Origin of the sequence: Aquitalea denitrificans (assembly GCF_009856625.1) — a bacterium.
In the GTDB taxonomy this organism is placed as follows: Bacteria; Pseudomonadota; Gammaproteobacteria; order Burkholderiales; family Chromobacteriaceae; genus Aquitalea; species Aquitalea denitrificans.
In genome coordinates, this window is record NZ_CP047241.1 from 618,787 (window position 1) to 636,061 (window position 17,275).

Here is a 17,275-nt window from a genome sequence, read left to right on the forward strand (position 1 = left end):
TTTGGGGGATGCTGACGTCCGCAAGCTGTTTCAGCTCAAGTACGTGCATATTGCCTAGAAGCCTAGCGTGTCTCGCAGACGGTAATACATGGAGCCTAGCCGGATGAGGCTTTCCTCCAGCGATGCTGGCAGGGGGAAGGGGTGGGCATACAGCTTGTTGAAGATGTCGAAGCGGCCCAGATCCCCCGCGATGGCCTCAGCGATCATCTGCCCGGCAATGCCGGTGAATGCCAGTCCATGCCCGGCAAAGCCCTGGGCATGGTAGACACGTTGCCCCTGGCGGCCAATTTGCGGTAGTCGCGCCGGGCCAACGTCTACATGGCCGCTCCATGCATAGTCAATCCTGCTGTTGCGCAGGCTGGGAAAAATGCTGGCCATGCGGGTATGTCGTTCGGTAATCAGGGATTGCCGTTCTGCGTATGGCCGGCTTGATCTGCCGCCAAACAGCAGGCGGTGATCCGGTGTCAGGCGGAAGTAGTCCAGCAGCTTGTCGCTGCTACACACTGCAGCGCCTTCTGGCAGCAGACTGGCTGCCTGCTCTGCCGTGAGTGGTGCCGTGGCAATGATGTGTGACTCCACCGGCAGAATGCTGCGCCGCAGTTGCGGTTGCAGCGCACCGATATCGACATTGCAGGCCAGTACCATCTTGTCGGCCCTGACCCAGCCATTGGGTGTGCCGATCTGCAAGCCCAGTCGGTCTTCATCGATGGAAGTGACCGGGCTGTGTTCAAACAGCCTGACGCCTGCGCGGGATGCGGCCCGTGCCAGCCCTTGTGCATATTTCAGCGGGTGGAGGTGGCCACAGCCATTGTCATACAGCGCCGCGGTATAGCGTGGGGAATTGATTTGCCCTGCCAGTGTACTGCCTTCCAGCCACTGCGAATCATGATAGCCACAGGTTTCCAGCATGGCTTGTTGCTTGCGCAGCTGTTGCTGCTGGTGGTGATTACTGGCGGTGGTGAGAAAACCCCAGCGCAGTTCGCAGTCGATCTGATGCTGGTGAATGCGATTGGCAATCAGCGATACGCCCTCCAGCGAGGCCTCCCAGCACTGCCGTGCCGCCCGACTGCCCAGTTGTTGCTCGAAGCGCGTCAGCGGTGCGGCAAAGCCGTGCAGGATTTGTCCGCCATTACGGCCGGTGGCACCAAAGCCGACCAGCGCCCCCTCCAGCAAGGCAACGGACAGCCCCTTTTCAGCCAGTACCAGAGCGGTAGACAGGCCGGTGAGGCCAGCCCCCACCACGCACACATCGCAACGTACCACCTCTCCCAGCACCGGATAACGCTCGCGTGACGGTGCGGTGGCCGCATACCAGGAATTGACATGGTGGCCATCAAACTGGGATAGGTGTGGTGCGTGTTCGCGATTCATGACGCCTCTTTCATGCCTGGCCAAGCAAGTGGCGATATTCCCAGGGGGTGACCTGGTGGTTGAATTCCTGCCATTCACTCAGCTTGAGCTGACAATAGGTAGAGACAAACTGCGGCCCCAGCAGGGTGGCAAGTGCCTGATTATTAGCCAGCCTTTCCACAGCTTCCAGCTGGGTGCGGGCAAAGGCATAGGGTCGACCATAGGCACTGCAATCCAGTGGTTGCGTTGCCGGTAATTCTTGTTGCATGCCAAGCAAACCGCAGGCCAGGGTGGTGGCCATGGCCAGATAAGGGTTGGCATCCACGCCTGGCAGACGGTTTTCCACCCGGCGTGCCTGTGGACCAGCTTGCGGGATGCGTAGGCCGCAGGTGCGGTTGTCAAAGCCCCATTCCACATTGATGGGTGCTGCCGTGAACGGCGCCAGGCGGCGATAGGAATTGACATAAGGGGCCAGCAGCAGCAGGGCGTCCGGCAGGTAGTGCTGCAGGCCGGCAATATAGTGGGCAAAGCGCGGTGCCGGCTGGCCGTTGTCCAGTGAGAAGGCATTACGGCCGGTATCCGCATCCACCAGGCTCTGGTGAATGTGCATGGCGCTGCCGGCATCATCCGCCAGCGGTTTGGCCATGAAGCAGGCTTCCAGATCATGCCGGGCGGCGGCTTCACGCACCATGCGCTTGAACAGGAAAGCCTGGTCGGCCAGTGCAATGGCATCGCCATGTTGCAGATTGATTTCCAACTGACCGCAGCCTACTTCCTGCAGCAGTGTATCTGCACCGATGCCCAGCAACTGGCAGCCATGGCGGATGTCGTCCAGTACTGGCTCCAGATCGTGCAATCTATCCAGTGCATAGGGCTGACGCAGGCTGTCACCGGCTTTGCCATAGCTGGCTGGTGCCTGTGGTGCCGCATCCAGCTGCTGACGCCGGGCAAACAGATAGAACTCCATTTCTGGTGCGACAACAGGCTTGAGGCCCAGCTCGGCATAGCGGGAGAGTACACGGTGCAGCACATTGCGCGGTGAAAACTCTACCAGGCTGCCATCTTCATGCAGGCAGTCGTGAATCAGCATGGCCGCTGGTTCCCGGCTGAAAGGAAGGCGGCGCAGGGTGGTGGGGTCGGCTTGCAGCAGCATGTCCGGGTCCAACTCTGGCACCAGTTGCTGCAGGCAGTCGCCGCTGACACTTTGTACCAGCCCGACCTGTGAAAAACGCAGTTCGCTGCCGTTAAGTACGCTTGATGCCGGCAGGATCTTGCCACGCGCGGTACCGGTGATATCGGAAAACAGGCATTCGACGGTGCGAATGCCGTGATGTTGCAGCCAGTCTGCAGGGTTCAGCATGGATGGTCCTTGGGCGTTGAATTGTCGAAAGCCGCCCCATGGGCGGGTGAAACGGCAAAACGCTAGCGGTGACCGACTGCAGTGAATGGCTGGATGAAAAAGCCCAGTGACAAGGCTGTCGAGTCTGCCCATGCGCACAGCACCACCGCTGCCGCAGGCAGGGGGGGGGATGTGAGCGGGTTGCGACGTGCTTGCATGAAAAACAGGGCCTTCCGGGTGAGATAAGCAGGGTGCTGTGCCGGATTTTTAAACGCCTTTGGCATGGGACGTCAATTTTTTTCATGGCGCAGATGGCAGTCTGTGGTGGAATTGCTGTTGTTCAGCCACGTCAGGCACATGGCAAGAGCTGTCGAAATGTGCAAAAATTCGGTCAACTAGACGATTTGCAGGTTTTTTTCATGCTGGACCGGGACGGATATCGCCCCAATGTCGGAATCATCCTCATCAACGGCAAAAATGAGGTGTTCTGGGGCAAGCGGGTGCGCGAGCATTCCTGGCAATTTCCGCAAGGAGGCATCAAGCCGGGTGAGAGCCCGGAAGCGGCGATGTACCGCGAGCTTCTGGAGGAAGTCGGGCTGTTGCCGCAACATGTCAAGATCGTGGGGCGTACCCGTGACTGGCTGCGCTATGAGGTGCCCAGCAACTGGGTGCGCCGCGAATGGCGCGGCAGCTATAAGGGGCAGAAGCAGATCTGGTTTCTGCTGCGGCTGACCGGGCGCGACTGCGATGTCTGCCTGCGGGCCAGCACGCATCCGGAATTCGACGGCTGGCGCTGGAACGATTACTGGGCACCGGTGGATGCGGTAATCGAATTCAAGCGCGACGTGTATATCCGCGCGCTGACCGAGCTGTCGCGCTTTCTCAAGGGGCTGGAAAACTACGACAGCTTCCTGCAGCGCATGAGGCAGCCGGCCAGGACGGCTCCGGTAGCCGAAGGCTTGCCGGACCAGCAGCAGGATCACTGAACCGCCTTGCGGTTTGCCTCACCCATCAAGCAAGCGGCGGCCCTGGGCTGCCGTTTGAGCATCATGACCAGCCCTGCCGCATGGCAGGGGTGGCAACATCACCAGGCTTGGCCCTGCCACGCAGGGCCGCTACAGGCGACGATAAATTTATGACTCAACAGTACGACGAATCTTCGGTACGAGTGCTCAAGGGGCTGGAGCCGGTCAAGGAACGGCCGGGCATGTATACCCGCACCACCGACCCCACCCATATCTGTCAGGAAGTGATTGATAACGCGGCTGACGAGGCCCTGGGTGGCTATGCTCGCAAGATTGCCGTTACCGTGCACCAGGATGGTTCATTGTCGGTGGAAGATGATGGCCGTGGCATTCCGGTGGGCCTGCATCCGCAAGAAGGCGTGCCGGTGGTGGAGCTGGTATTCACCCGCCTGCACGCCGGTGGCAAGTTCAACAAGAAAGACGGTGGCGCCTATGCCTTCTCCGGTGGTTTGCATGGCGTAGGTGTGTCGGTGACCAATGCCTTGTCCACCCGGCTGGAAGTCGAGGTCAAGCGCGAGGGAGGTGTGCACCGTCTGGTATTCTCCGGCGGCGACGTGATCGAACCCCTGGCCCGCATTGGCGACTGCGGCCCGCGCACCAGCGGCACCCGGGTACGGGTATGGCCGGATGGCAAGTATTTTGAAAGCCCGCGTTACTCCTTGCCGGAGCTGGAACGCCTGCTGCGCGCCAAGGCGGTGTTGCTGCCCGGCGTGGCCGTGTCGCTGACCGTTGAGAAACCCAGTGGTGACGAGGTCAAGGTGTGGCAGTACCCGCAGGGCCTGAAGAGCTATCTGGCCGAGCTGTGCAACGGCGACGAGCCGATTGCGCCGCTGTTTGCCGCCGAAGCCTATATCGGTGACGACCACGAGCAATTTGCCAAGGGCGAAGGCGTGCAGTGGGCGATGGCCTGGTTCGAGGACGGTGCCAGCGGCGAGAGCTATGTCAACCTGATTCCCACCCCGTCTGGCGGTACCCATGAAGCTGGCCTGCGTGCCGGGGTGTTCGATGCGGTGAAGAGCTTCATCGACCACCACAACCTGCTGCCGCGCGGCGTCAAGCTGATGGCAGAGGACGTGTGGAGCCGGGTGCGCTTCGTGCTGTCGGCCCGGGTGCTGGACCCGCAATTCCAGGGCCAGACCAAGGATAAGCTCACCAGCCGTGATGCGCTCAAGCTGATTTCCAGCCTGTCGCGCGACCCGGTGGAGCTATGGCTGAACCAGAACGTGGAAGCGGGCAAGAAGATTGCCGAGCTGGCCATCCGCCAGGCGCAGTCGCGCTTGAAATCAGTCAAGAAGGTGGAAAAGAAAAAAGGCTCCGGCGTGGCGGTGCTGCCGGGCAAGCTGACCGATTGCGAAAGCGAAGACATCGAGCGCAATGAGCTGTTCCTGGTAGAGGGTGACTCTGCCGGTGGCTCGGCCAAGCTGGCGCGCGACAAGGAATACCAGGCCATCCTGCCTTTGCGCGGCAAGGTGCTCAACAGCTGGGAAACCGACAAGGACCAGCTGTTTTCCAATGCCGAAATTCACGATATTTCCGTCGCCATCGGCGTGGATCCGCACGGGCCGGATGATCATCCGGACCTGTCCAGCCAGCGCTATGGCAAGATCGCCATCCTGTCCGATGCCGACGTGGACGGCTCGCACATCCAGGTGCTGCTGCTCACCTTGTTCTTCCGTCATTTCCCGCGCCTGATCGAAAACGGCAATATCTACATCGCGCAGCCGCCGCTGTTCCGCGTGGATGTGCCGGGTTCGGGCAAGAACCGTCCGCCGCGCAAGATTTACGCGCTGGACGAGGGCGAGCTCAATGCCATCCTCGACCGTCTGCGTAGCGAGAATGTGCGCGAAGGCAGCTGGGGGATTTCCCGCTTCAAAGGTCTGGGCGAGATGAACCCGGAACAGCTGAAAGACACCACCATGAATCCGGATACCCGTCGCCTGTCGCGGGTGCAGGTGCGTCCGGGTGAGCTGGCGCAAACCCTGTCCACCTTTGTCATGCTGATGGGCAAGGGCGAGGCCTCCAGCCGCCGTAGCTGGATGGAAGCCAAGGGTAACGAGGTGGAAGCGGATATCTGATTGCGCCGCTGGCAGGCACAAGCAAAACGGGACCGCTATGGTCCCGTTTTTCATGGCGGCCTTGCGGCAAAGGCCGGGTTTAGTCTGCCAGCGTCACCACCACCCGCTTGTTGCGCGCGCCCTTGCTTTCAATCTTTTTCACCAGCAGGCGGCCGATTTCGCCGGTGCGGCGCACATGGGTGCCACCACAGGGTTGCAGGTCGACACCGTCGATTTCGATCAGGCGGATTTCCGGCAGCTCCAGCGGCGGGGTGACCGACATGGTCTTGATCAGCTCCGGACGGGCTTTCAATGCTTCGCCACTGGTCATCTGGATGCTCACCGCCAGGTCCTGTGCCACCAGCGCATTCAGGCCAGCCTCGATCTCGTCCTTGTCCAGCTCCATGCCTTCCGGCAAATCAAAATCCAGCCGTCCGCCTTCTGCGGTCAGATTGCCACCGGTCACGCCGGCCTTGATCACCACCGACAGCAGATGCAGGCCGGTATGCACCCGCATGTGGCGGTGACGGCGCGCCCAGTCCAGCGTCAGGGTGACGGCGCTGCCCGCTTCTAGTCGTGGGGCGTCGGCAGCGGTAAGGTGGATGATCTCGCGGGTTTCGCGGTTGCGGCGGGTATCGCTGATGGCCAGCGAGCTGCCATCGGCCAGCGTCAGCGTGGCGGTGTCGCCCGGTTGACCACCACCCAGCGGGTAACACAGGGTGTCTGCCAGTACCAGGCCGGCATCGTCATGGCGGATGACCGTGGTTTGCAGGGTGGTTTGGTATGGGTCGAGGTAAAAGCGCTCCGGCATGACAGCTCCTTGCATGGGGAATGATCTGATCATGACAGGGTGATGGCGTTGCGCTGCCATTTCAAGTGGCAATTCCCCGGCAAATGCAGAGTGACAGCTTGTGAAGCCGCGCCGGGGGTAAGATAATCGCCGCTCTTTACTTATTCTGTTCCCCTGTTGCCGCCATGAGCCAAGCCCATAATCTGGAAAACTACACCCCGCCGCCGGATACCGGCCTTGCGGTCATCTATGTCGACGACTGCCTGCTGGTGGTGGACAAGCCCACCGGCCTGCTGTCGGTCCCGGGCCGCGGCGAAGGCAAGGACGACTGCCTGATCAGCCGGGTGCAGAAAGTGTATCCGGATGCGCTGACCGTACACCGGCTGGACATGGCCACATCCGGCCTGGTGGTGTTTGGCCGTGGCGCGGCCATGCAGCGGGCGCTATCCATCGCCTTTATGGACCGCAAGGTGCAGAAGCGCTATATCGCGGTGGTGGACGGTATTGTGGAAAGCAATAGCGGCACCATCGACCTGCCCCTGATCATCGACTGGCCCAATCGCCCACGCCAGAAAATCGACCATGTTGAAGGCAAGCAGGCCATCACCCATTACCGTGTGGTGTCGCGCGACACCACACGCCAGACCTCGCGCATGGAGTTGGACCCGCAAACCGGCCGCGCCCACCAGTTGCGCATGCACATGCTGCATCTGGAAAGCGGCCATCCCATTCTGGGCGATGACATCTATGCACCGCCTGAGGTACTGGCCAAGGCCGATCGGCTGTTACTGCATGCCTCGCGACTGGTGTTGCGCCACCCGATTACCCGTGAAGAAATGGAATTTGAGGCGGCGATGCCGTTTTGATGGCCGGATTTTGCCCACAAAAAAGCCTGCTTGGATGACAAGCAGGCTTTTTTACTTTGGACAGCCTACTTACTGTCGTGCGGTGCGGGTGTTCTCCAGCGGTGCCTGCTCGGCATTGCTGCGCCAGGGGTTGATGTCCAGGCCGCCACGGCGGGTATAGCGGGCGTATACCGTCAGCTGTTCCGGCGCGCAGGCCCGCAGGATGTCGGTGAAGATGCGCTCCACGCACTGCTCGTGGAATTCGTTGTGCTGGCGGAAGCCGATCAGGTAGCGCAGCAGCGCTTCACGGTCCAGTTGCGGGCCGGTGTAGCGGATTTGCACGCTGCCCCAGTCCGGCTGGCCGGTGACCAGGCAGTTGGACTTCAGCAGATTGCTGCACAGGGTTTCGCTGACGATATTGCCGGTATCTGCACGCAGGATGTCCGGGCAGGGCGCGTAGTTGTCCACGGCGATGTCCTGCTCGTCGATGTAGTCGCCGTCCAGCTCGGCAATACGTTCTGCGGCAAAGTCCTGTGGCAGCTGCACACTGACCGTGACGGTGCCACCGGCAGCGTTGGACAGGTCCAGTGCCAGTTGGGCCTGCAACTCGGCCAGGCTGGCGATGCGGGTCTGGTTATAGCTGTTCAGGTAGAGCTTGAACGACTTGGATTCGATCAGGTTGGGGCTGTCAGCCGGAATGCGGAAGGTGGCAATGCCCACTTGGGGTTTGCCGCGTGCATTCAGCCAGGACAGCTCGAAACCGGTCCAGATATCCACACCGGCAAAAGGCAGGGCCTGTTCGTCCACGCCGATTTCAGCGCGCTTGCTCTGGCGGGCGATGGGAAACAGCAGGCTGGCGTCGTACTGGTCCTGGTAGCTGACGGTTTTGCCCAGCGGGGAGAGATCGGGAGTCAGGTGCGGAGTGGTCATGAGAGGGATTCCGTGAAAAAAGCGAGCCGGCCACGGCGCTTGCCGCTTAGAGCAGCAGGCCTTTGCGCCACAGCGCCATCAAGTCCATGGTGAGGGCCACGCTACAATGCAGGGCGATACCCAGCCAGATCGAGCGATAACGATAACTCAGCGTACCCAGTGCCATGCCGGCGATGATGGCGGCCAGGCTTTCCAGTACTGGCTTTTCAAAATGAATCATGCAGTAAGGCAGCAGCATCACGAAGATGGCGGATACGCCAAAGCGCAATTTGAGGCCGTGCACCATGTAACCGCGAAAGAAGAACTCCAGCGCGGCAAATTGGGCGAAGTATAACAGCTCCCACCAGGCCCAGTGCGGCCACAGGCTTTCTTGTGGGGCAAGGCGGAAGAAGGGGTAGATCTGCAAGAAACCCGGCTGTGCCGACGCCCACCACACCAGTGGCAGCATGATGGCGTAAAACAGCAGGAACAGCTTGCCATCCGTGCGCAGCAAACGCCAACTGGGCAGGGCTAGGCCAAAATCGCGCAGCGGGCGGCGCAGCACCAGCTTGATGTGCAGCAGCGGCAGCAAGCAGTAGCTGGCTACGCTGGCCAGCGACCAAAACACAGCGCGGTAGAGCTGGGTGTCCGGGTTGTGTACTACCAGGCGCTGGAAGACAGCGGCCCAAGCTGGCTGCATATTGCGCAGCCAGTCCAGCAGCCAGTGGCTGTTGGCCGGGTAGTACAGCAAGGTCAGGCTCAGGCAGCACACCAACAGCACGGCGGCAGCTTGGCGGTCTGCCGCGGGCAGCGGTGATGATGTGGGCACGTCTTAGTGCTCCTTGCGCATGAATTGGCGCGGCCGGAAGCCCAGCGCAAACAGCATGGCGAAATAAGTGATGGCACCAGCCACCACCAGCAAGGTCAGCCAGCTTACACGCTGCCAGGCATGGCCATCCCAGTGGATGGGCAGCAGCCATTGCAGCGCGAGCAGTACAGCAGCCATGGCCAGGATGGCCAGTGCCATCTTGCCGAGGAAGCTGCTCCAGCCTGCTTGCGGCTGGTAGATCTTGCGCTTGAGCAGGGTGGAGAGCAGCAGGCCGGCGTTCAGGCAGGAGGCCAGGCCAATCGACAGTGCCAGGCCCGCATGCTTGAGCGGGAAGACAAAAGCCAGATTCATCAACTGGGTGCAGCCCAGGGTAATCAGCGCAATGCGCACCGGCGTCTTGATGTCCTGCCGGGCATAGAAGCCCGGCGCCAGCACCTTGACCAGAATCAGCCCCAAGAGGCCGAAGGAGTAGGCAATTACTGCCTGTTGCGACATCAGTGCGTCGTGGGCGGTAAAGCGGCCATACATGAACAGGGTGGACAGCAAGGGGCCGGACAGCAAGCCCAGCCCCACGGTGGCGGGTACCGCCAGCAGCAAGGACAGGCGGATGCCCCAGTCCAGCAACACGCTGAATTCACTGTCTGATTTGCTGGCCGCATGCTTGGACAAGGACGGCAGCAGGATGGTCCCCAGCGCCACGCCCAGCACGCCGGAAGGAAATTCCATCAGCCGGTCGGCGTAATACATCCAGGACACGCTGCCGGTGGGCAGGAAGGAGGCGAAGGTGGAGTTGATCAGCAAGGAAATCTGCGCCACCGATACGCCGAAAATGGCCGGGCCCATCTGGCGGATCACCCGCCATACCGCGGCATCCTTGAAGTCGAAGATGGGCATGGTGAGCATGCCGATCTGCTTGAGGAAGGGTAGTTGCCAAACCAGCTGGATCAGCCCGCCAACAAACACCGCCCAGGCCATGGCCATGATGGGCGGGTGAAAGCTGCGGGTGAAGAACAGGGCGAACACGATGAAGCTGAGGTTCAGAAAGGTAGGGGTGAAGGCCGGAATCGAGAACTTGCCCCAGCTATTGAGAATGCTGCCGGTCATCGAGGACAGCGAAATGAAAAAGATATAAGGAAAGGATACGCGCAGGATGTCGGCAAACAGCGCGGCCTTGGCCGGTTCGCGATAAAAGCCGGGGGCGGAAATCCACATGATGGCCGGGGCGGCCAGCATGCCGATGGCGGTGACCAGCAGCAGCACCGAACCCAGTACGCCGGTTACCTTGGCCACGAATTGGCGGGTTTCTTCTTCGGTTTTCTGGTTCTTGTATTCGCCCAGGATAGGCACGAAGGCTTGCGAGAACGCGCCCTCGGCAAACAGGCGGCGCAACATATTGGGAATCTTGAAGGCGGCATTGAAGGCATCTGCCGACATGCCGGCACCAAATACGCGTGCAATAAGGGTGTCGCGGACCAGGCCGAGAATGCGCGACACCATGGTCATGCTGCTGACAGCAGCCAGCGCCTTGAGCAGGTTCATTGAGTGGGGGTGGCGGGTTGAGCAAGCCGGCTAGTTTACGCTGGCGGGTTTATTGTTGCAAAACCTGCTGTTAAGGCTTAGAATCGCGGGTTTCAGATTCCGCTCATCAGGAGAAAGATTCATGGCTAACAGCGCACAAGCTCGCAAGCGTGCACGCACAGCCCTTAAGCAGCGCGCGCACAACGCCAGCCTGCGTACTGCGTTCCGTACTGCAGTAAAGAAAGTGCTTAAGGCAATTGAAGGTGGTGACAAGGCTGCGGCCAAGGTTGTGTTCCACGCTTCCACCAAAGTAATCGATCGTATCGCTGACAAGGGCGTGTTCCACAAGAACAAGGCAGCTCGTCATAAGAGCCGTCTGTCCGCTCAGATCAAGGCCATGGCCTGATCCCAGCTTCGCGCTGAAAGATACGCAGAAAAGCCCCGCTGTTGCGGGGCTTTTTGTTTGTCTGCGTGGCGGGTGATGTTGTGCTTTTGCCACGCAATTGCGCGACTAGGCAAGCAGGGAAAATGCTTGTCTGGCCATTTCGCCTTCTTCGTCGGTGGCTAGTACATAGGCATGATGCGGGCTGCTGGCGCTTGTCAGTTGCCGGGCATGCGCCAGATTGGCGGCATGGTCGGCCTCAAAGCCCAGCCAGCCCAACTGACCCAGCACCCGGCCACGCACTTCGGCAGAATGCTCGCCCACGCCAGCGGTAAAGATGATGGCGTCCAGCCCTTTCATGGCGGCGGCCAGCGAGGCAATCTCGCGCACAATGCGATAGCAGAACAGCTCAACTGCCTCGCGCGCTGCTGGCAGGCTGCTGGCCAGCAGTTCGCGCATATCCGCCGACACACCACCGGAAACGCCCAGCAGGCCGGAGTTCTTGTACAGCTCGCGCCGCACATCGCTTACGCCCATGCCTTCGTGCTCCATCCAGTACAGCACCACTTCCGGGTCCAGATAGCCGGGGCGTGTACCCATCATCAGCCCGTCCACGGCAGAAAATCCCATGCTGGAGGCTACGCTTTGTCCCTGCTGGATAGCGCAAGCGCTGCTGCCGCTGCCCAGATGACACACCACTACTTTGCTGCCCGCCAGCCCCAGTCCGGCCAGCCGACGGCTGATGGAAGCATAGGACAAGCCGTGAAAGCCGTAACGGCGTACGCCTTCTTCATGCCAGTGGCGGGCGATGCCGAAGCGGGTGGCTACTTCTGGCTGGCTGGCATGGAAGGCGGTATCAAAGCAGGCCAGCTGCGGCAAGGTGTCATCTGCCGTCTGGAAGGCCTGGATTACTTGCAGGCTGACTGGCTGGTGCAGTGGTGCCAGCGGAATGAACTCCTCCAGGGCCTGGCAGATGCTGTCGTCCAGCCGGGTAACGGCATGAAAGCGACTGCCGCCATGTACCACGCGGTGTACCACGGCGGCCACGGCAATACCGTGATCGGCCAGGGTGTTGAGCATGGCTGCCACGGCGGCCTCGCGGCTGTCATCGCCCAGCTCGCGTTCTTCCAGCTGTTGGTGCAGGGTGTCATGCAGGCTGAGGCTGGTGTGTTTCTGGCCGAAATGATCAATCAGGCCACGCATCAGCAGCGCGCCGCCCTCCATGGCATAGGCACGGAACTTGAGGGTGGAGGAGCCGGCGTTGACGGCAATCAGCGCCTTGATCACTGGCTGGCTCCGCGACGGCGGTGCGCCAGCACATTGGCCACGGCTGCCGAGGCCAGGCGACCGGTGGCGTCTTCGGCGCGACTGGTCAGTACGATGGGCACGCGCGCGCCCATCACGATGCCGGCGGATGCGGCGGCTGCCAGATAGGTGAGCTGCTTGGCCAGCATATTGCCGGACTCCAGATCAGGCACCAGCAGGATGTCCGGGTCGCCAGCCACTTCCGATACGATGCCCTTGGTGTCGGCAGCCTCATGCGAGATGGCGTTGTCGAAGGCCAGCGGGCCGTCCAGAATTGCGCCCTTGATCTGGCCGCGTTCGGCCATCTTGCACAGTGCTGCGGCATCCAGCGTGGCGCGCATGGCCGGGTTGATGGTTTCCACGGCGGCCAGAATGGCGACTTTGGGGCGGGCAATGCCCAGTGCATGGGTCAGGTCGATGGCGTTTTGGCAAATATCGCGCTTGGTCATCAGGTCGGGTTCGATGCTGATGGCGGCATCGGTGATGAACAGATAACGCGGGTAGCTTTCCACCTTCATGATGAAAACGTGGCTGATGCGACGGTCGGTGCGGATGCCGGTATTGCGTGCCAGTACTTCGCTCATGAATTCGTCGGTGTGCAGGCTGCCCTTCATCAGGATGTCTGCATAGCCTTCGCGTACCAGTGATACCGCCTGTTCTGCGGAGGCGTGGCTGTGCGGGGTGTCGATCAGTTCGAAGCGGCTGATGTCCACGTCCAGTTCTTCCGCCAGTTTGTGGAGCTTGCTGCGCGGGCCGATCAGTATCGGGGTGGCAATGCCGTGGTCGGCGGCTTCTACCGCGCCCAGCAGTGCCTCGCGGCTGCAGGGATGGGCCACAGCCATGGGCAGCGGTCCCAGGGCGGCGGCTTGTTGCAGGATGTCGTCAAATGCTTTGTCATCGCGGGTCATGGATGTTCTCCGGGGCGCGAGCAGAATAGGGGAGGCAGGCCAGCGCAGGCGCTGGCCGCCGTGGCATCAGGCCATGATGTGGTGGCCGCCATCGACATAGATGGTCTGGCCGGTGAGGCTGCGGGCGGCATTGGAAATCAGGAAGGCGCAGGTCATGCCCACGTCTTCGATATCCACCAGCTTGTTTTGCGGCGCACGGGCGATGGCGTCGTCGATCAACTGGTCGAAATGGGCGATGCCGGAGGCGGCGCGGGTCTTGAGCGGACCGGGCGATACCGCATGCACGCGGATGCCCTTGGGCCCCAGTTCGCTGGCCATATAGCGCGATACGCTTTCCAGTGCAGCTTTTACCGGTCCCATCATGTTGTAGTTTTCCACCACTTTGTCGGCACCATAGTAGCTCATGGTGATCAGCGAGCCGCCATCCTTCATCAGCGGTTCGGCGTGACGGGCCATCTCGACGAAGGAGTAGCAAGACACATGCATGGCCTGCTGGAAACCATCACGCGAGCAATCCACCACCCGGCCATGCAGGTCTTCCATCGGGCAGAAGGCAATGGAATGAATGACAAAGTCCAGCTTGCCCCAGTGTTGTTCGATGTCGGCAAATACCTGTTGCATCTGGCCGGGTTGCTCCACGTCCAGCGGCATCACCAGCGGCGCGTCCAGTTTTTCGGCCAGCGGACGGACATATTTTTCCGCCTTGGTGTTCAGATAGGTGACGGCCACCTCGGCTCCCAGCTCGCGCAGAACGCTGGCGCAGCCGTAGGCGATGCTGTTTTCGTTGGCGATGCCGACAATCAGGCCTTTTTTGCCATTAATGATGTTACGAATGCTGTCCATGAAATCCTCTTGGGTCGACCTGGTGGAAATGAGCTTTGATGCATCGTGGCAGCGCGATATTGCGAGTGCGTGAAAAACAGCATTTTTGTATTGCGGCGTCAGTCGGATATAATGGTAAGTTTGCGGGCTGGCTACTTGCATTTGCCCGCCCTGACCGCAATTTGCATCATAGGTCAGACCACCGCAGTTATTGTGCAGCGTAGCAAAATTGCATGTTGCACTGTAGCAAGAATACGCCATTTATGCCATTTACATAGTGGTTGGAGCAAGGAATATGCCGATCTACGAATACCGCTGCACCGCCTGTGGCGCAGCCAAGGAACATTTGCAGAAAATGAGCGATGAGCCGATCGCCCAGTGTCCGGCTTGTGGCAGCGCCGATTACCACAAGCAACTGTCTGCTGCCGGTTTCCAGCTTAAGGGCTCTGGCTGGTATGAAACCGACTTCAAGAACGGCAGCGCTTCTTCCGGCGGCGGCGGTCACAGCTGTGGCAACGGCTCTTGCGGCGGCGGGTGCGCTTAATCCCCCATGACACAAATCAAGATGACCGTACGGGGCTATCTGGTGGCCGGCTTACTGATCTGGCTGCCGCTGGGCATCACCCTGTGGGTGTTGAGCCTGATCATCGGCTCGCTGGACCAGACGCTGAAGCTGCTGCCGCACGAATGGCAGCCCGAGCAGCTGTTCGGTTTCAGCATTCCCGGCCTGGGCGTGGTGTTTGCCTTTCTGATGCTGCTGGGTACAGGCATGTTTGCTGCTAATGTACTGGGCCAGCGCCTGGTGGATTTCTGGCACGGAATGCTGTCGCGCACGCCCTTTGTCAAATCCATCTACAGCAGCGTCAAGCAGGTCAGCGATACGCTGTTGTCGGATTCAGGCCAGGCTTTCAAGAAAGCGCTGCTGGTACGCTGGCCTCACCAGGACAGCTGGACGGTAGCCTTCCAGACCGGGGCACCGGCACCGCAGGTGGTGGCGGAAATGGGCGCGGAAGAACACGTCAGCGTGTATGTGCCGACCACGCCGAACCCGACTTCCGGCTACTTCATCATGGTGCCCAAGCGCGATACACGTGAATTGGCCATGAGCGTGGACGATGCCCTGAAATACGTGATTTCCATGGGCGTGGTGGTTCCGGTGCCGGCGGCAGACGCTCTGTGCAGCGACAAGAATCAGCAGGCTTAGGCCGTTTGCCGGCCTTGCCCGGCAGACGCCCGTTTATCCAGATTTAAAGATACAGAATTCAATACAAGGGTTACCCGATGCGTACCGATTACTGCGGACTTATTGACAAGAAATACCTCGGCCAGACCGTCACCGTAAAAGGCTGGGCTCACCGTCGCCGCGACCACGGTGGCGTGATCTTCATCGACCTGCGCGACCGCGAAGGCCTGGTGCAGGTGGTGATTGATCCGGATACCCCGGAAGCCTTCAAGCTGGCCGACAGCAGCCGTAACGAGTACGTGCTGGCCATTACCGGCATCGTGCGCGAGCGCCCGGCCGGCACCGCCAACAGCAAGATGATTTCCGGCGAAATCGAAATCCTGGCCAAGGAAATCGAAATCCTCAACAGCGCTGCCACGCCGCCCTTCCAGATTGACGACGAGAACATCTCGGAAAACGTCCGTCTGCTCAACCGCGTGATCGACCTGCGCCGTGCACCGATGCAAAAGAACCTGCGCCTGCGCTACCGCGTAGCCATGGGTGTGCGCAATCACCTGGACAAGCAAGGCTTCATCGACATCGAAACCCCGATGCTGACCCGCTCCACCCCGGAAGGTGCGCGTGACTACCTGGTGCCGTCCCGCGTGCATCCGGGCGAATTCTTTGCCCTGCCGCAATCGCCGCAGCTGTTCAAGCAGCTGTTGATGGTGGCCGGCTTCGACCGCTACTACCAGATCACCAAGTGCTTCCGCGACGAAGACCTGCGTGCCGACCGTCAGCCTGAATTCACCCAGATCGATATCGAAACTTCGTTCCTGAACGAAGACGAGATCATGGACATCACCGAAAACATGGCGCAGGAAATCTTCCGCGACGTGATGAATGTCGAGCTGGGCAAGTTCCCGCGCATGACTTACAACGACGCCATGTTCCTGTATGGCTCGGACAAGCCGGACCTGCGCGTGTCGCTCAAGTTCACCGAGCTGACCGACCTGATGAAGACCGAGGAATTCAAGGTCTTCCGTGGCGCGGCAGATCTGCCGAACGGCCGCGTGGTTGCCCTGCGCGTACCGGGCGGTGCCGCCATTTCCCGCAAGGAAATCGACGAATACACCCAGTTTGTCGGCATCTATGGTGCCAAGGGTCTGGCCTACATCAAGGTCAACGACAAGAGCAAGATCACCAACGACGAAACCAGCGGCCTGCAGTCGCCCATCGTCAAGTTCCTGTCGGTGGCTGCGCTGGAAGAAATCATGGCACGTACCGGTGCCGACAACGGCGACATCATCTTCTTTGGTGCCGACAAGGCCAAGGTGGTGAACGAAGCCATTGGCGCGCTGCGTATCAAGATTGGTCACGAGCGTGGCGAGAAGGACGGTTACTTCGTCCGTGAATGGCGTCCGCTGTGGGTGGTGGACTTCCCGATGTTCGAACACGACGAAGAAGCCGACCGCTGGACTGCCTGCCACCATCCGTTCACCAGCCCGAAACCGGGTCATGAAGACCTGATGGACACCGATCCGGGTGCTTGCCTGGCACGTGCCTACGACATGGTGCTGAACGGTTGGGAAATCGGTGGTGGTTCCGTGCGTATCCACCGTGCCGACGTACAGGAAAAGGTATTCGCTGCGCTGAAGATTACTCCGGAAGAGCAGCAGAACAAGTTCGGCTTCCTGCTGGACAACCTGAAGTTCGGCGCGCCGCCGCATGGTGGCCTGGCCTTTGGTCTGGACCGTCTGGTTACCCTGATGGCCGGTGCCGAATCCATCCGCGACGTGATTGCCTTCCCCAAGACCCAGCGCGCCCAGTGTCTGCTGACCAACGCCCCGAATGCGGTGGACGACAAGCAGCTGCGCGAACTGAACCTGCGTCTGCGCCAGAAAGCCGAACCGGCTGCCTGAGCCTGATGGCAATGGCAGCACACAAGAACGGACACCTGGGTGTCCGTTTTTTTTGATCTAAAAATTATACATGTACATATGTATTTGTGTATTATTGTGCTCAATTCACGGAGGG

16 protein-coding genes are annotated in these 17,275 nt (G+C 60.4%); 7 read left to right on the plus strand and 9 right to left on the minus strand.

Features of this window, described 5'->3' with window-relative positions; translation table 11 throughout:
* Positions 1-54: 54 nt before the first annotated feature.
* Together GSR16_RS02790 and GSR16_RS02795 are read right to left on the minus strand one after the other, a co-directional pair.
* Positions 55-1,371 carry an NAD(P)/FAD-dependent oxidoreductase gene (locus GSR16_RS02790; protein ID WP_159875040.1) on the minus strand — a complete coding sequence of 439 codons (1,317 nt, stop codon included), beginning with the start codon at positions 1,369-1,371 and terminating at the stop codon, positions 55-57.
* 10 nt (positions 1,372-1,381) lie between these two features.
* Positions 1,382-2,710, minus strand: coding sequence for a glutamine synthetase family protein (locus GSR16_RS02795; protein ID WP_240902586.1), 1,329 nt, complete (start codon positions 2,708-2,710; stop codon positions 1,382-1,384).
* 398 nt (positions 2,711-3,108) lie between these two features.
* On the opposite strand from GSR16_RS02795, the gene GSR16_RS02800 reads away from it, so the two are divergent.
* Positions 3,109-3,675, plus strand: a complete 567-nt coding sequence (locus GSR16_RS02800) for an RNA pyrophosphohydrolase (protein WP_159875041.1) — start codon at positions 3,109-3,111, stop codon at positions 3,673-3,675.
* Positions 3,676-3,824: 149 nt separating this feature from the next.
* Entirely contained in the window at positions 3,825-5,789 is a 1,965-nt protein-coding gene (gene parE / locus GSR16_RS02805; RefSeq protein WP_159875042.1) for a DNA topoisomerase IV subunit B, read from the plus strand.
* A gap of 79 nt (positions 5,790-5,868) precedes the next feature.
* On the opposite strand, the gene GSR16_RS02810 is transcribed toward parE, so the two are convergent.
* Positions 5,869-6,579: an alanyl-tRNA editing protein gene (locus GSR16_RS02810; protein WP_159875043.1), complete on the minus strand. Its 711-nt coding sequence runs from the start codon at positions 6,577-6,579 to the stop codon at positions 5,869-5,871.
* A 164-nt stretch (positions 6,580-6,743) separates the two neighbouring features.
* Here GSR16_RS02810 and GSR16_RS02815 point away from each other — a divergent pair, with 164 nt between their 5' ends.
* A complete protein-coding gene (locus GSR16_RS02815; RefSeq protein ID WP_159875044.1) occupies positions 6,744-7,424 on the plus strand; it encodes a pseudouridine synthase in 681 nt (226 codons plus the stop codon).
* Positions 7,425-7,493: 69 nt separating this feature from the next.
* On the opposite strand, the gene queF is transcribed toward GSR16_RS02815, so the two are convergent.
* From queF to murJ, 3 genes are read right to left on the minus strand one after another with little or no spacing between them, the layout of a single operon-like run.
* The gene (queF, locus tag GSR16_RS02820; RefSeq protein WP_159875045.1) at positions 7,494-8,333 is read right to left on the minus strand and encodes an NADPH-dependent 7-cyano-7-deazaguanine reductase QueF; all 840 of its coding nucleotides are present in this window, start codon (positions 8,331-8,333) and stop codon (positions 7,494-7,496) included.
* 46 nt (positions 8,334-8,379) lie between these two features.
* On the minus strand, positions 8,380-9,141 hold the full coding sequence (locus GSR16_RS02825) for a CPBP family intramembrane glutamic endopeptidase (RefSeq protein ID WP_159875046.1): 762 nt from the start codon (positions 9,139-9,141) through the stop codon (positions 8,380-8,382).
* Positions 9,142-9,144: 3 nt separating this feature from the next.
* A complete protein-coding gene (gene murJ / locus GSR16_RS02830; RefSeq protein ID WP_159875047.1) occupies positions 9,145-10,680 on the minus strand; it encodes a murein biosynthesis integral membrane protein MurJ in 1,536 nt (511 codons plus the stop codon).
* A 121-nt stretch (positions 10,681-10,801) separates the two neighbouring features.
* On the opposite strand from murJ, the gene rpsT reads away from it, so the two are divergent.
* Positions 10,802-11,065 carry a 30S ribosomal protein S20 gene (rpsT, locus tag GSR16_RS02835; RefSeq protein ID WP_045847229.1) on the plus strand — a complete coding sequence of 88 codons (264 nt, stop codon included), beginning with the start codon at positions 10,802-10,804 and terminating at the stop codon, positions 11,063-11,065.
* 105 nt (positions 11,066-11,170) lie between these two features.
* Here the strand turns inward: rpsT and GSR16_RS02840 are convergent, their stop codons facing one another.
* The 3 genes from GSR16_RS02840 to fabI form a co-directional block, all read right to left on the minus strand.
* Positions 11,171-12,328 carry an acetate/propionate family kinase gene (locus GSR16_RS02840; protein ID WP_159875048.1) on the minus strand — a complete coding sequence of 386 codons (1,158 nt, stop codon included), beginning with the start codon at positions 12,326-12,328 and terminating at the stop codon, positions 11,171-11,173.
* Entirely contained in the window at positions 12,325-13,254 is a 930-nt protein-coding gene (locus tag GSR16_RS02845) for a phosphate acetyltransferase (RefSeq protein WP_159875049.1), read from the minus strand. The genes GSR16_RS02840 and GSR16_RS02845 overlap by 4 nt, the downstream gene beginning before the upstream one ends.
* 66 nt (positions 13,255-13,320) lie before the next feature.
* Entirely contained in the window at positions 13,321-14,097 is a 777-nt protein-coding gene (gene fabI / locus GSR16_RS02850; RefSeq protein ID WP_159875050.1) for an enoyl-ACP reductase FabI, read from the minus strand.
* A 274-nt stretch (positions 14,098-14,371) separates the two neighbouring features.
* Here fabI and GSR16_RS02855 point away from each other — a divergent pair, with 274 nt between their 5' ends.
* The 3 genes from GSR16_RS02855 to aspS all read left to right on the plus strand — a co-directional run bounded on the left by GSR16_RS02855 (position 14,372) and on the right by aspS (position 17,160).
* Positions 14,372-14,620 (plus strand): FmdB family zinc ribbon protein, encoded by a 249-nt coding sequence (locus GSR16_RS02855; protein WP_159875051.1) that lies wholly within the window; start codon positions 14,372-14,374, stop codon positions 14,618-14,620.
* A gap of 6 nt (positions 14,621-14,626) precedes the next feature.
* Positions 14,627-15,280 (plus strand): DUF502 domain-containing protein, encoded by a 654-nt coding sequence (locus GSR16_RS02860; protein WP_159875052.1) that lies wholly within the window; start codon positions 14,627-14,629, stop codon positions 15,278-15,280.
* A 77-nt stretch (positions 15,281-15,357) separates the two neighbouring features.
* On the plus strand, positions 15,358-17,160 hold the full coding sequence (gene aspS / locus GSR16_RS02865; RefSeq protein ID WP_159875053.1) for an aspartate--tRNA ligase: 1,803 nt from the start codon (positions 15,358-15,360) through the stop codon (positions 17,158-17,160).
* Positions 17,161-17,275 lie beyond the last annotated feature (115 nt).